At 36.6% G+C, this 15,224-nt stretch carries 14 protein-coding genes; 9 read left to right on the top strand and 5 right to left on the bottom strand.

Annotated features, from left to right (window positions below):
* Window positions 1–619 precede the first annotated feature (619 nt).
* The 3 genes from Q0K35_RS06795 to Q0K35_RS06785 form a co-directional block, all read right to left on the bottom strand.
* Complete coding sequence (locus Q0K35_RS06795; RefSeq protein WP_294561910.1) at window positions 620–1,936, bottom strand: replication-associated recombination protein A; 1,317 nt, start codon at window positions 1,934–1,936, stop codon at window positions 620–622.
* A gap of 182 nt (window positions 1,937–2,118) precedes the next feature.
* Window positions 2,119–3,018 carry a sugar phosphate nucleotidyltransferase gene (locus Q0K35_RS06790; protein ID WP_294561909.1) on the bottom strand — a complete coding sequence of 300 codons (900 nt, stop codon included), beginning with the start codon at window positions 3,016–3,018 and terminating at the stop codon, window positions 2,119–2,121.
* 80 nt (window positions 3,019–3,098) lie between these two features.
* Window positions 3,099–5,654 (bottom strand): calcium-translocating P-type ATPase, PMCA-type, encoded by a 2,556-nt coding sequence (locus Q0K35_RS06785; RefSeq protein ID WP_294561908.1) that lies wholly within the window; start codon window positions 5,652–5,654, stop codon window positions 3,099–3,101.
* Window positions 5,655–5,800: 146 nt separating this feature from the next.
* On the opposite strand from Q0K35_RS06785, the gene Q0K35_RS06780 reads away from it, so the two are divergent.
* The 6 genes from Q0K35_RS06780 to Q0K35_RS06755 all read left to right on the top strand — a co-directional run bounded on the left by Q0K35_RS06780 (window position 5,801) and on the right by Q0K35_RS06755 (window position 10,361).
* A complete protein-coding gene (locus Q0K35_RS06780; protein ID WP_294561907.1) occupies window positions 5,801–6,709 on the top strand; it encodes an aminoglycoside phosphotransferase family protein in 909 nt (302 codons plus the stop codon).
* A 114-nt stretch (window positions 6,710–6,823) separates the two neighbouring features.
* Window positions 6,824–7,336 carry a DUF6442 family protein gene (locus Q0K35_RS06775; RefSeq protein ID WP_294561906.1) on the top strand — a complete coding sequence of 171 codons (513 nt, stop codon included), beginning with the start codon at window positions 6,824–6,826 and terminating at the stop codon, window positions 7,334–7,336.
* Between the two features lie 108 nt (window positions 7,337–7,444).
* The gene (locus Q0K35_RS06770; RefSeq protein WP_294561905.1) at window positions 7,445–8,497 is read left to right on the top strand and encodes a PDDEXK nuclease domain-containing protein; all 1,053 of its coding nucleotides are present in this window, start codon (window positions 7,445–7,447) and stop codon (window positions 8,495–8,497) included.
* 221 nt (window positions 8,498–8,718) lie between these two features.
* Window positions 8,719–9,264 carry a DUF1697 domain-containing protein gene (locus tag Q0K35_RS06765; RefSeq protein WP_294561904.1) on the top strand — a complete coding sequence of 182 codons (546 nt, stop codon included), beginning with the start codon at window positions 8,719–8,721 and terminating at the stop codon, window positions 9,262–9,264.
* 32 nt (window positions 9,265–9,296) lie between these two features.
* Window positions 9,297–9,755, top strand: a complete 459-nt coding sequence (locus tag Q0K35_RS06760) for a hypothetical protein (RefSeq protein ID WP_294561903.1) — start codon at window positions 9,297–9,299, stop codon at window positions 9,753–9,755.
* A gap of 132 nt (window positions 9,756–9,887) precedes the next feature.
* Window positions 9,888–10,361, top strand: coding sequence for a helix-turn-helix transcriptional regulator (locus Q0K35_RS06755; RefSeq protein WP_294561902.1), 474 nt, complete (start codon window positions 9,888–9,890; stop codon window positions 10,359–10,361).
* Between the two features lie 62 nt (window positions 10,362–10,423).
* Here Q0K35_RS06755 and ftsZ read toward each other — a convergent pair whose 3' ends face one another.
* Together ftsZ and Q0K35_RS06745 are read right to left on the bottom strand one after the other, a co-directional pair.
* Window positions 10,424–11,500 carry a cell division protein FtsZ gene (ftsZ, locus tag Q0K35_RS06750; protein ID WP_294561901.1) on the bottom strand — a complete coding sequence of 359 codons (1,077 nt, stop codon included), beginning with the start codon at window positions 11,498–11,500 and terminating at the stop codon, window positions 10,424–10,426.
* A gap of 13 nt (window positions 11,501–11,513) precedes the next feature.
* Entirely contained in the window at window positions 11,514–12,758 is a 1,245-nt protein-coding gene (locus tag Q0K35_RS06745; protein WP_294561900.1) for a cell division protein FtsA, read from the bottom strand.
* Between the two features lie 191 nt (window positions 12,759–12,949).
* On the opposite strand from Q0K35_RS06745, the gene Q0K35_RS06740 reads away from it, so the two are divergent.
* The 3 genes from Q0K35_RS06740 (at window position 12,950) to Q0K35_RS06730 (ending at window position 14,648) form a co-directional block, all read left to right on the top strand.
* The gene (locus Q0K35_RS06740; protein ID WP_294561899.1) at window positions 12,950–13,723 is read left to right on the top strand and encodes a nucleoside phosphorylase; all 774 of its coding nucleotides are present in this window, start codon (window positions 12,950–12,952) and stop codon (window positions 13,721–13,723) included.
* Window positions 13,724–13,807: 84 nt separating this feature from the next.
* A complete protein-coding gene (gene rpmB / locus Q0K35_RS06735) occupies window positions 13,808–13,996 on the top strand; it encodes a 50S ribosomal protein L28 (RefSeq protein WP_071442063.1) in 189 nt (62 codons plus the stop codon).
* 22 nt (window positions 13,997–14,018) lie between these two features.
* Entirely contained in the window at window positions 14,019–14,648 is a 630-nt protein-coding gene (locus Q0K35_RS06730; RefSeq protein WP_294561898.1) for a YggS family pyridoxal phosphate-dependent enzyme, read from the top strand.
* Window positions 14,649–15,224: the final 576 nt, after the last annotated feature.

Genomic DNA, 15,224 nt, shown 5'->3' with positions numbered 1-15,224 from the left:
ATATCCTATCGAAAAACATATTAATCTGCTTAACATAACTTAATTTAAAAAAGGATTCAGCTGAGTTCTTTTTGTGATACGCAATTAAGAATTTGATACATAAAAAAAGAACCCCTCACTTTTTTTTTTTTATAGATTCATAAATTTAGCTTTTTGTCAAATCCTTATTTTAGTTGCATTGGAGTACCATGCACCTGTATTTTTTGTATGGAGGGATTACAGATGGGTTTTGAACCTTTCATTCTTCTCCAACTACTCTATGAGAATATGATAGTTGTGAAAGAATGCTTGCGTTTGATCTTTCTGTTTTACAGAATAAACAAACGATAAGCTGTGATCCTCCCTCCTAAATGAAACCCCAGTGTTGCAGCACTGGGGTTTCCTATTTGTATGGAGTTCATCCGTTATTATTCTAGCATATCTTTTTCTACTTGTCGATATCATTTCATTTTAAGTTTCAGCATTTTTATTGCTTTAGATTTTCACCAAACGGCTATGAGGGCTCCTTTCATATTTTCAATTCAATTGACTCTTTCTACCCACTTGGAACAGCAATTGCGTAATTTCAGGAAAATCGGAAGAATCAAAGCCCATAAATTTTTCATTATTTAAAATTATGTCATTGATGCTCCTTTTTCCATTTTTTAATCGCCTCAAGCCTTATTTGATATTTCTGTTCCAATCCTTGATTCGATGGATGATAATATTCTCGATCTTTCAATGAATCAGGAAGGCACTGCATATTGGTAAGCTTCTCTTTGGTATTATGCGCATACTGATAATCCTTACCGTAATTGAGCTCCTTCATCAGTTTGGTAGGAGCATTGCGGATAATTAGAGGAACCGGTTCTGCCAGATGATTCAAGGCATCTTTTTTGGCGTTCTCATAGGCTGTATATAAAGCATTCGATTTAGGAGCCAAAGCCATATAGATGACTGCTTCGCTAAGATTCACCGTACACTCAGGCATACCGATCAGATGAGCGGCCTGATAAGCAGCAACCGCCACCTCTAAAGCTCTTGGATCTGACAATCCCACATCTTCGCTGGCAAAACGGATGACTCTACGAGCGATATATAAAGGATCTTCCCCTGCTTCTAACATTCTTGCCAGCCAATAGACTGTTGCATCCGGATCAGAATTGCGCATGGACTTATGTAAAGCTGAAATAAGATTATAGTGTTCTTCACCGGTCTTATCATAAAGCAATGATTTTCGGGAAATGCATTGTTCCAATATTTCCATGGAAATATGAATACCATCTTCATCCATATCACCATTTAATATCACCATTTCTAACGTTGATAATGCCGTACGGGCATCCCCATTCGCAAATGTCGCAATCATTTTCAACATATCTTCGGATATATCTACTTTTTGACTGCCAAAACCTCTTTCATCATGAATGGCTCTCTTTAAAAGAGAAACGACTTCATCAATCGTTAACGCCTGTAAGACAAAGACTTTACATCTTGATAATAAAGCCGCATTGATTTCAAAGGAGGGATTCTCTGTCGTAGCACCGATAAGAATGATACTGCCTTTTTCCACAAAAGGCAGAAAGGCATCCTGCTGCGCCTTGTTAAAACGATGAATTTCATCAACGAACAAAATCGTCCGCTCCCCAAAACGACGGTTTTCCTCTGCTCTTTGCATGACGCCGCGAATCTCTTTGATACCACTGGTAACCGCTGAAAAGTCAATAAAGGCACTTTTGGTCTGATTGGCAATGATACGAGCCAGCGTCGTCTTTCCGACACCCGGAGGTCCCCAAAAGATCATCGAAGAGATCTGATCGCTTTCAATGAGCCTTCTTAACATCTTGCCTTCACCTAACAAATGCGTTTGTCCTACGAATTCCTGTAAATTTCTTGGACGCATTCTTGACGCTAAAGGAGCGCTTTGATCTTTTTCAAATAAGCTTGCCTGTTCCACACAATCACCTCCTGCATGATATGAAAATATCTTTGATAGATAACAACCACATGAATGAGATATTTTATATTCATATTATATCATATCATATCTTACAATGATACCATCACTAAAACTTCCTTAAACGAATTCATCATTTATTCCACATGTAGAGAATCATAAACAAAAATGGAAATAGCAAGCTATTTCCATAACGGTTCAGGATAACATCCCTTTTTATATAAAGAAGCAATACCTTCCTTCACACTTTCTTTATCTTCCTGATAAGTCACACCATACCATTTATCATGACTTTCCAGCATCTTCACATCACATTTATGTTCCCTTAATAATTCACCAACGACATTCGGAATATAAAATTCACCCTTCATCGGATCATCTTCCAATACCTGCTGGAACTCTTTAAACTTCTGGGTGATCTCATCAATGATATCCGGTGTAAATGCCCACATATTCATCGAAACAAGCGTATCAGGATCAATATCCTGCCATTCATTATCTAAGAAAAGCTGTACCTTGCCATCACGCTTTTCAATCTTCGTACGCTCGATCACATTCACAAGCTTCCCATTTTCTACGATACACTGTCCGCGAGCCACACTGCCATGATCCGTCAATGTATTACGGAGCACATAGCCGACCATCGCAAAATGATGTGCACAGGCTTCATTATTTAAAAAATCATACAATGTCTTGAAACAGCTCTGTCCATAGTAATCATCTGAATTGATGACAGCAAACGGACCATCCAAAACATCCTTACAGCAATACAGTGCATGTGCCGTACCCAGTGGCTTTTCTCTGCCTTCAGGCACCTTAAAGCCTTCCGGAACACAGGCAAAATCCTGGAATACATATTCACAATGTACCTGTTTGGAAAGCTTATCACCGATAGCTTCCTTAAACTCTTTTTCAATCGCTTTTTTAATGATAAATACGACCTTGTCAAACCCTGCCTGAATAGCATCATACACCGATAATTCTAAGATGACTTCTCCATTAGGTCCGATAGGATCGATCTGTTTCAAGCCACCGTAACGGCTTCCCATGCCTGCGGCCAAAACAACTAAAGTTGTACTCATTTCTACTACCTTCCTTTACTAGAAAATAATATCATAAGTTAACACTTTTGTCATTGATAAATCATGACTTTATTAAGTAATCAGTTAAAGAGCTTGCTGATCTCATTGATCAAAATCGTACTGATCGACAAACCAAATACAAGGATCCATTGCATGAAGGTCAATGGGACCGTCTTAAGAATGATATTCATGAAAGGAAGCTGACAGACAAAAATCTGAAGAATGATCCCCATTACCACGGTCAGCAACAGCCATCGGTTCTTAAAAAAACCAATCTTAAACATGGATGCATGAATCTGCCGGCAATTCAGGGAATGAAACATCTGTGAAAGCGAAAGCACCATGAAAGCCATGCTCTGACCACATAAATCACTCGTTTGAATCCCTATCCTGAAAGCAACCAGGGAAATCGTACCAATAAACAATCCGTTACATATCACAAAAATCAGACCGCCATGCGCAAACAGGCTCTCACTTGTCGGTTTAGGTTTCTGTTTCATGACCTGCTTTTCATCAGCTTCCACCCCTAATGCCAATGCTGGAAATGCATCCGTCACCAGATTTGTCCATAAAAGCTGAATCGCACATAACGGCGGTACATATTGCGTCATAAAAAGGCTTGCGAAAAATAAGGTCATGATCTCTCCCAAGTTACAGGAAAGCAGATAGAAGACACTTTTCTGGATCTTTAAATAGATATTTCTTCCGGCTTCGATTGCTTTCACGATGGTCGTAAAATGATCATCCATCAAGACGATATCACTCACGCTCTTACAAACATCACTGCCCCCTTTACCCATGGCAATACCGATATCTGCTTTTTTTAAAGCCGGTGCATCATTGACCCCATCTCCGCTCATTGCAACGATTTTGCCTTCTTTTTGATAGGCCTCTACCAGTCTTACCTTATGAGAAGGAGAAACACGTGCAAAGATCTTGATCGTTTTGATCTTATTTTTCAACTGGATATCACTGCATGCATCAATATCATGACCGCTCATGATTTCTTTTTCATCACTGACAAGTCCGCATTCCTTACCGATCGCGAAAGCGGTCTTCAAAGAATCACCGGTGATCATCACCACTTCGATACCGGCCTGATGACACCTTTCAATCGCATCCTTTACTTCTTCTTTTACAGGATCCTTTAAACCAACAAGACCTAAAAAGGTAGCCTCACTTTCATAATCGCGATTCGTCAGTGAGCTTTTCTTCATACATAAACCAAAAACTCTCAATGCCTGATTTTCCATGATCGCACAGGCCTCCAGACATCGCTTGCGCTCATATTCTCCTAAAGGAATCCTTCGATTATGAACCATGATAAAAGAGCATTGTTTAAGGATATGTTCCAAGGAACCTTTAGAAAATACATATTGATCCTGATCTTTCTGATGGACGGTACTCATTTTCTTACGCACAGAATCAAAAGGAATCTCATCAATACGCAAATATTCACAATTGATGTCAGAAATTGACAGACGAGGCAAGACATATTCCACAAGTGCCTTTTCACTGGAATCACCGACAAGGACATCACCGATCGCTACATTTTGGGCACAGGCCATACAGACAAGCCCCATGAGAGGTACTTCCTGATCAAATTCATGATTAAAATACGTATGAACGACGCTCATCTTATTTTGTGTCAACGTTCCTGTTTTGTCCGAACAAATGATATTGACAGAGCCCAGGGTTTCAACGGCACTCAGCTTCCGCACGATGGCTTTATTCTTCGACATCATGCTGACACCCATTGACTGCACGATGGTAACAACTGCCGGCAGACCTTCCGGAATAGCAGCAACCGCTAAAGAAATCGCCAATAATAACATTTCCAGAAAATTCTTGCCCTTTGAAAGACTGACCATCAGCATGATCACACAAATAACAACGGCCAGCAGACCTAACATCTTACCAAGCTGATTCATTCTTTTCTGAAGAGGTGTCATTTCGCTGTTATCTTCATTCAAAAGATTTGCGATCTTCCCCATTTCACTATTCATTCCACAGCTTACGGCAATTCCCTTGCCTCTGCCACTGGTAACATATGTAGACATAAAGACCATATTATGCTGATCACTTAATGCTGTTTTCTCCTTAGAACGATAAAATTCATTTTTCGAAACATTATGACTTTCACCGCTTAGCAAGCTTTCATCCATCATCAATCGTGTCGTGCTTACAAGCCGGATATCGCAAGGAATACAATCTCCTGCTTCAAATTCGATCACATCCCCAACTACCACTTCTCTTGTTTCAATAAGCATGACGCCGCTATCTCGCACGACCTTACAGGTCGGCTGCATCATCGCCTGCAATGCTTCCAAGGCCTTCTCGCTTTTTACTAACTGAAAAGCACCGATTCCCGCATTCAGCAGCACCACCAGACAAATGATCAAGGCATCGATCACTTCTCTTAACAAAAGCGATAAAACTGCCCCTACAAGCAAGATATACACCATCGGATCCTTAAACTGTTCCAAAAAGATCATCAATAACGTTTTCTTCTTTACACTGACAATTTCATTATAACCATCACTTTTTAATCGCTTCATCGCTTCCTGATGCGATAAACCATGCTGTATGCTCGTATTAAAAAGCAATTCAACTTCTTTTATGCTGTATTCGTCCATGACTCACTCTCCCCTAGCAATTTATGAGAGAAAATCATCTCTTAGAACCCTTGATGTGGAAAGTTGAAAACGATCATATTGAATATTACCTGTAAAATGTTAAAATGGAAATACATGAATATTTTTAAAAGTTAGGAGATGATCATTTGTTTTCGGAAATAGAATTTATCAAAAAACACCCTATCACCCTCATGACACCTCTTACTAAAGGATGGTCAAAGGATCAAAAGTACATCCTTACTTCTTCTGATAAAAATCATTTTTTGCTAAGAATCTCTGACAAAAAATTATACGACAAAAAGAAAAAACAGTTTGAAGCATTAAAACACCTGGAAAAATTAAATATTTACTGTTCACGCCCTTTAGAATTTGGAACACTGACAAACGGAGATGTTTATATCCTTTTATCTTATTTAGAAGGAATCGATGGTAAAGAAGCCATCAAAGCACTCACCGATGAAAAAGCCTATCTGTTAGGAATAGAAGCAGGACAGGCACTAAAAAAGCTTCATTCCATTGAAATACCCAAGCAAGAAGATTCATGGTGGGAAAAATATCAAATAAAAGTAGAAAAAAGAATCACGAAATTATTAAATTGTGAATATAGAATTCCCATGCAGGATGAAATCATTCAGTATTATAAAAATCATTGCTTTTTAATGAAAAACAGGCCTTTATGTTTTACCCATGGTGACTATCATCTGGGAAATATGATCGTTCATAACGGAAAAATAGGTATCATTGATTTTGACAAAAATCAAATAGCCGATCCTTATGATGATTTTAAACCTTTTTACTGGAATGTAATGGAAAGTGAATATTTTGAAACAGGACTGATCAACGGTTATTTCGATAATAAAATACCTGATGATTTCTTCCCTGTTTTAAAATACTATACCTCTGAAAGTCTGATCACTTATTTACCATGGGCAATGACATTTGGCGAGGAAGAAATCAAGACCGCTCGAAAATTGGCGGATCTTCAAATACTCTGGTATGACCATTTTAAACTTGAAATACCCACTTGGTATAAAGGGATTCTTTCGATCAAATGACAGATAAATATTCTTTCACCGAGTTCAATCATCAATTTTCTTAAAATTAAACCAATGGTATGTGTTAAAATGAAGCAATTACTGATAGTATTATTCTTGAAGTGAGGAATCATTATGGATCAAGAAAAGATTGGAAAGTTTATTGCGGAAAAAAGAAAATCAAAAAACTTAACACAAAAACAGCTTGCAGAAAAATTAGGTGTCAGCATAAATGCTGTAAGCAAGTGGGAAAGAGGTTTATGTTTAATGGATATGTCATTATTAAAACCATTAAGTCAGATACTGGGTGTTACCATCAATGAAATTCTTTCCGGTGAAGAAATAAAAAAAGAAGATATCATCAGTAAAACAGATGAAAATATCGTGAATCTTACAGAACTCTATGATTTGAAATCTTCCAGAATAGGTGTTGATGCTTTCACCTTCGTAACATTAGTTCTATTAATTTATTACGGAAAGAAAGATATGAATTGTTTGAGATTTGCGATGATCTGGTTTATATATCGCATGACATATCGTTATAATAAATATAAATATACAAAAGATAAAAAAGAAATAAGAATATCTGTTTTCTATGGCATCTTCTTTATATTGACAACAGTTATCTTCTTAAAACAAACACTTTAAAATATGTGAAACAAAGAAATATGAATTTAATTATATAATTTAAAGTATTGTTAAAATAATTAAATAATGTGATAATAATTATAACTTTTAATGAAAGGAATATATAATATGTCAGAACTTGAAATGCTTCCCTATTTTAAGACAGAAAATGTTGTTGATGATCTAAAGATAATTATTGATATAGCCCAAAAACGTGCTTATAAAATGGTAAATATGACCCTTGTTGAAAGAAATTGGCTGATTGGCAAACGAATAGCTGAAGAAGAATTATTAGGACAAAATCGAGCAGAGTATGGAGCAAATGTTATAAAAAAGCTAGCAAAAGAATTAACTGAAGAATATGGAAAAGGATTCACGAAAACAAATCTTTATAACTTTTATGACTTTTATAAAAAATTCCCTAACATTTTCCACTCACTGCGTGGAAAATCACAATTGTTATCTTGGACTCATTACAGAGTCTTGCTTCAAGTCAATGATGAAACTGCTCGAAACTGGTATGAAAAAGAAGCCTATGATCAAATGTGGAGCGTACGTACACTTCAAAGGAATATTTCTTCACAATATTATTATCGTATTTTAAAAACACAAAATCCTTCAGAATTAAAGCAAGAAATGAAAAAACTCACTTCTTCTTATCAAAATAAGTTAGAATTTATTAAAAATCCAATGATTGCAGAATTTCTAGGCATGCAAGAAGATACTTCATATCTGGAATCTGATTTAGAACAAAGCATTATCAATAATTTACAAAAATTTTTGATGGAATTGGGTAAAGGCTATGCTTTTGTCGCAAGACAGCAACACATCCACACAGAAAAAGAAGATTATTATATTGATCTTGTATTCTACAACTATATTCTGAAATGTTTTGTTCTTATTGACCTAAAAACATCTAAGATTACACATCAGGACGTCGGTCAGATGGATATGTACATTCGTATGTATGATGAATTAAAACGCAATGATGGAGATAACCCAACAATCGGTATCGTTTTATGTTCTGATACGGATGAAGATATCGCAAGATATTCTATTATGCATGGAAATGAACAATTGTTTGCCTCTAAATACAAATTATATTTGCCAACTGAAGAAGAATTAAGGGCAGAAATCGAAACACAAAAAGAATTATTTTATTTACAAAGCAAAGATAAATAATACTGGTGTATAATGGGCAATGACATTTAGCGAGGAAGAAATCAAGACAGCTCGAAAATTGGCGGATCTTCAAATGCTCTGGTATGACCGTTTTAAACTTGAAATACCCACTTAGTATAAAGGGATCATTACAAAATTTAACTGTTAGATATATTTAAAAAAGGAAAGAAAATGGCAAGCAGAATCAGGTATCAATATATAAACAGTCTGGAGGTGAAGATATGATGAAATATATCGCACTATTAAGAGGAATCAATATAAGTGGTAAAAATAAAATCTCAATGAATGAATTGAGATCAGAATTACAAAAATATAAATATCAAAACATATCTACTTATCTAAATAGCGGTAACGTTATTTTTGAAAGTGAAATCGATCATAAAGAATCTATCATGCAAGACATTTATAAAATCATAAAAGATAAATTTCATCTTGAAATACCTGTCTTTATCATGACTGCATCTGAACTTAAAGATATATTCGTCAACGCTCCTGACTGGTGGGGGACTGATAACAGGGAAATTTATGATAATTTAATTTTCATCATACCACCTGTGACTTATGATGATGTATATAGTGTTCTGGGAAACCCGAATGAATATGAGAAAATACAAGAATATAAAAACCACATCTTTTGGTCTTATCGTTTAAAAGATTATCGGAAAACAAACTGGTGGAGCAGAACTGCAAGTACAGATATCCGTTATTCAATAACGATAAGAACTGCAACTACCACAAGAAAGATATTAGAAATATGTAATAGATAAATACTTAGATTTATAAGTGATGAGGAGATATTATGAAAAAGAAATTAATGATCATCATGATGATTTTGACTTTATCTGGATGTAGTAAATCGGATGAAATCCCCTATGAAGCCGGTGATAATGAAATAGCACTGCAAATACAATTAGATATTAAAGAAGATATCGGCTTGCTTATCGTAGATTATGAAGCAAATGATTCCAGTGGCAGCGGCGGTACATCAAATGCAGATAAATCACTGTTAAAACATGATGAATTACTTATTTACACGTTGGATAAACAAAATTTCAAAAATCCAAGCGATGTTGAAAATCTGTCGATACAATTTTCAATCATCACTGAATATGTAGATCCTAATTATGAAAATATATATCCGGAAGAATACTCAAAAGAAATGGATGCAATTGCTTTGCATGCGAAATTTGGTGAATCTTATTATATTACGATTACCGGGGATAAGATAAATGGATATGAAGCGGTATTAGAAAAATAATCCTTTATTTATAAAGCCGGATATTAGAAATTCATATAAGACAAATCCGTATTTGCAGATGAATAAATTCTACTTCTGATGGGTGTTACAAAATAAGTTTGTAAGATATGATGATGACGAAAGGAGCAATATATGGATCAAGAAAAAATAGGAAAATTTATTGCACAATGTCGTAAAAATAAGAATCTTACACAATCAGAATTTGCGAAACAATTAGGAGTTACTGATAAATCAGTTTCAAAATGGGAAAACGGTCACTGTTTACCAGATGCTTCATTGTATGAGCCTTTATGTCATCTTTTAGATATTTCAATCAATGAATTATTTGCCGGTCAAAAGATTGCTGATGAAGATTATAAGAAATGTGCGGATGAAAATCTACTGGCTTTGTTGAAATATCAATTATATAATTTAAGTGATAAAAGTATTTCTTTTAATGAATTTGATCATTCACTGCATCGAATTTCTGAAATAGCCGTATTATTAAATTCATTTAAAACTAAGGATGATGCCATTAATTATTTAGTGGAAGAAACACATCTTTCACTAGAAGAATGTACGAATGCATATAATATTTATATAAATTTATATAAGATAAATAAGTAGAAATCAACTTCTTTTCACATATTAAAACAACGCTGTCGTTTGATACAACAGCGTTTTATTATTTATTTATTCATAAAGAATTTAGGGAAAATCTCAGGTTCGCTCTTCTCAACATGACTTCCTGACGTATTTGTCTTTGAAGCTTTTGGTGCTTCATAGGATTCACGTGCATACGTTGGTTCAGATGTCTTATCCACAGCATCAAATCCTGTCGCAATGACCGTAACGATGACCGCATCACCTAAGTTTTCATTGATTGCAATACCATAGATCGTATCGATTTCACCACCGCAGGCTTCCGCAATCACGCTGCGTGCATCTTCCGCATCATAAAGCGTCGTGCTGGCACCACCTGTCAGGTTGATGATCGCATTGGTAGCACCTGAAACCTTTGTTTCCAGAAGCGGTGACTGAATGGCTTTTTCCGCAGCTTCCTTCGCCTTGTCTTCACCTTCGGCCATACCTACACCGATGACACAGGTTCCCTGATTGGACATGATGGCCTTAACGTCCGCAAAGTCAAGGTTGACCAAAGCCGGCACCGCAATCAGATCGGTGATTGTCTGCACACCCTGGCGCAATACGTTATCAGCCGCTTCAAAAGCTTCACTGATTGGTTTTCTGCCCATGATCTCCAAGAGATTGTTGTTTGATACAACGATCAGTGAATCCACATATTCCTTTAATTCCGCAAGTCCTTTATTGGCCTGCTCCGTTTTCTTTTTTCCTTCAAAAGTGAAAGGTTTCGTAACGATACCGACCGTCAAAGCTCCTTCTTCTCTTGCAATCTTCGCAAATACAGGGGCTGCTCCGGTACCTGTTCCGCCACCAAGACCGGCTGTGATAAAGACCATATCGCTGCCTTTGATCGCTTCACGGATTTCTTCAACGCTTTCTTCCGCAGCTGCTTTACCGATTTCAGGATTTCCTCCGGCACCGAGTCCTCCTGTCAATTCTCTGCCTAACACGATCTTATTCGCAACCGGTGAAATTGCTAAGACCTGTGCATCCGTATTACATACATAAAAATCTACACCCCGCACGCCTTCCTTAGCCATGCGATTAACGGCATTGCCACCGCCGCCACCAACTCCAAATACTTTGATTTTAGCAACCTGTCTGAAATCTAATTCTCCCATAACTTTTCTCCTTTTATTTTTCATTCATGATGATGCTCATGAGCTTTTTTGTAAATCCGCTTTCTTCTGTGTTCTTTCCTTTTACTACCTTCAGCGATTCATCGATCAATCGATCATCCGCAGCCTGTAATCGGTTATTACGTATCATATTGATTTCTTTCCACGCATAAAACATACCGAGCGTACATGTCAATGCACAATCACGCCCGCCTATCGTCTGTGGAACATAGATCATTGCTTTTTCATCAATTTGACTGACAACCTCATCCATGCCTCTGACTTCACAGCCTTCACCTGTCAAGATCACCTGACATGAGCCGCCTTCCATCATTGGCTGACATGCATTCTTCATCAGCTCCAGCCACCTGTTTGCAGGCTCCTTCACTGCCTCATGCAGCTCTTTCAGAGAAATCGTTCTCTCCTGATTGCCGTTTGCCCATAAAAACACCGGCACATTTGGATAATCCTTTTCCTTCAAGACCGCATTCTCAGTTAATAAACGCACGCAGACTTCTCTTTTTAACCCTGTCATATTGGTTAACGGTGTCAACCATTCTCCATATCCTTCATAAAGTACCTCACTGTTCAACAGTTTACCATGTGAGAATAAAGATAATGTCGTTGTCTGTCTTTCCAAATCAATCAAAACGATATAATTTCCGACTGCCTGTTCGAACAAGGCAGCTTCTTCGCCAATCGCATATGCATCTAAACAAATATCCAGAATTTCCAGATTTGCCTTCTCGATCACATTGGCATAAGCATATAATGTATTCTTATCACAATAAAACAGATCCAGATCAATTGAAAAAAGATCACATTCTTCATTCAAAGGCATCTTTCTTGAAGTAATGCCATTTACGACATACTTGATACCACCGATATTCACCAGCTCCAGATTTTCATCGTGACTGCTCACAACGACCTCATTGATCCCTCTTTGGATATCTGACAGCTGGATCTTGTCACCCTTTACAGAAACATTTACCTTTCCGTTCAATTTTTTCATGTTGACACATGGAACTGCCAACAAAACTCTTTCTATCTTATAGCCTAATATTTTAGAAGCATTTTCACATGCCTTCATCAAAGCATTGACGATCGTACCCTCATGCACGATCTTCTGATTCTCAATGCCATTGTGCCGTACTCTTTCTACTCTAAGGATATTTAAGTGATTTTCATGAAACTCGCCAACGACGAGCCTTACTTCGTGATCAGCAATCTCAACACTTGCATGAACCTGTTTTTGCGCCACAAAAATACCTCCTAACTGCTTTCCTTATTATAATAACATAATTTGAAGTACATAAAAATAGATTTTGATGTTTTTTTCAACGATTTTTTCAAATAATTGGAAGTGTTTTCCTTTAGGAAGAAAGATTACAAAAACCCCTTGTTGACTTTAAAACAAGATATGATAGAATAGGAAAACAACGAGGTGATAACATGCTGCTAGAAGAATTTGACCCATCAAAAAGTGCTGTCATCGATCCGGCAAAAACAGTTGAGAAAATCAAAGATTTTCCACCCATTACGATCTCAGTTTTCTCAAAGACACTTTTTGAAGAAGTATTGGACCTTCTTGAACATAAAGAAATAGCTTATAATACGTCATGTAACGGAGAAAACCCTATCTATGAGATCACTTATAAGGGACATAAATTTTCTTTCTACAAATCTTATGTCGGTGCCCCGATGTGTGTAGGTGATTATGAAGAAGTACACCAGATGGGCAGTGAAGTTCTGATCCTTTTAGGAAACTGTGGTGTCCTGGATAAGTCCATCGAAGATTGCGGCATCATCATTCCAACCAGTGCTTTGCGTGACGAAGGAACAAGCTATCATTATGCTTCCGCAAGCGATACGATTCAAGTCAATAAAAAATATATTCCTGAATTTAAAAAGATCTGTGAAGAGAGCACTTATCCTTATATTGAAGGCAGATGTTGGACAACCGATGCTTTTTACCGTGAAACCAGAGATAAGGTCAACCGAAGGAAGGCACAGGGAGCGATCTGTGTGGAAATGGAATGTGCGGCGATGCAGGCTATGTGTGATTTCAGGGGCATTGACTTTTTCCAGTATTTTTATGCCGGTGATAATCTGGATCACAGTGACTGGGATCCACGTTCGTTAAGCGGACATGCGAAATTGGATGAAAAAGTGAAGATTGTCTTTCTTGCATTCGAATTAGCCTTAAAAATCGCTGAAAATCGCTAAAATTTATACTTGCAAATTAGGTTAGATAATGGTATAGTAATAAAGCAAATTATGGACAAGTAAGTCGAAAGGAGGGTTTACGTTATGTCAAGAGTTTGTGCAATTTCTGGTAAAGGCCCTTTAACAGGGAATAAACGTTCTCACTCATTGCGTGCTACTCGTCGTAAATGGAATGTGAATTTACAAAAAGTAAAAGTGGTAGTAGATGGTAAGCCTCAAAAGATGCGTATTTCTGCTCGCGCACTGAGAACATTAAAGAAACAGGGTATGTAATCCTGTTTTTTTGTTTATGGTCATGATTCAAGAAAATATTTACAGAATTAAAAATACTTTACCAGAAAATGTTCGTTTAATTGCCGTCAGCAAAACTTATCCCCGCAATTGTATCGATGAAGCCATCCAGGCCGGACAGCTTGACTTTGGTGAAAACAAGGTACAGGAGCTGCTTGAAAAATATCGGCCTGATGAAGATATACGCTGGCATATGATCGGTCACTTACAGACAAATAAAGTGAAATATATCGTAGATAAGGTCGTTCTTATTCATTCTGTTGATTCGCTTCATTTATTGGAAACCATTGAAAAGGAAGCTCAAAAAAAAGATATTATCGTCAATGTCTTGTTGCAGGTAAACCTTGCTCATGAAGAAACGAAGTTTGGTTTTGATGAAGATGAATTAGAGGATGTCTTGGCACATGCTTATAAGCATGTCATGATCAAAGGGCTGATGGTCATCGGTCCGAATACGGATGATGAAAAGAGAATTGAAGAAGTCTTTTGTAAGGCAGAACAGTTAAAAAATAAATATCACTTTCAAGAATTATCCATGGGTATGAGCCATGATTACAAGATTGCACTGCGTCATGGAACAACGATGGTACGTATCGGAAGCGATATTTTCGGAAAACGTGATTATTCAAAATAATCGTCTATCACCTTCTATGAGATAATGGTTCTGTAAACCGTTATTTATAGAAGGTATTTTTTATGGATGAAATCGATCAAATTATTTCTTTTGTTTTGAATATTTCAAAATCTCAATTGAATTCTATCTCTACTGCTATTGAGAATGGACAATTCCTTATTTATAAATAATAGCTATAAAAGACCTTTTAAAATCCCTAAACCTCTTCTCGATCACTTCAATATTATCTTCAAAATTTCTCACTACAAATATCTTGATTGTAGGTACTCATGGAAAGAGTCACCATTCATAAAGACAAGCAAATCAATGATTTGAGTACATATCATCATTCGCGAATCGTAGTCCTTTTATACAATATAAACAGAAATCAAAAACGATATATACCATCAATAAAAAAAGGATTTACATTAAAATAATATTTATCGTGACGGTCCACACATACATAAAAAGGTAATTTAAACTAGTGAGTGGTTTAAAGAAATTACGCTTTAAACTAATGAGTGGTTTATAAAGAAGAGAAACAGATGATATAAAGGATGTGAAACCTCGATATCATCTGTTTTTTTTGTGCCGAGA

The organism is uncultured Traorella sp., from assembly GCF_944327115.1.
Classification (GTDB): Bacteria; Bacillota_I; Bacilli_A; order Erysipelotrichales; family Erysipelotrichaceae; genus Traorella.
This window is presented reverse-complemented; position numbering and strand designations above follow the sequence as displayed.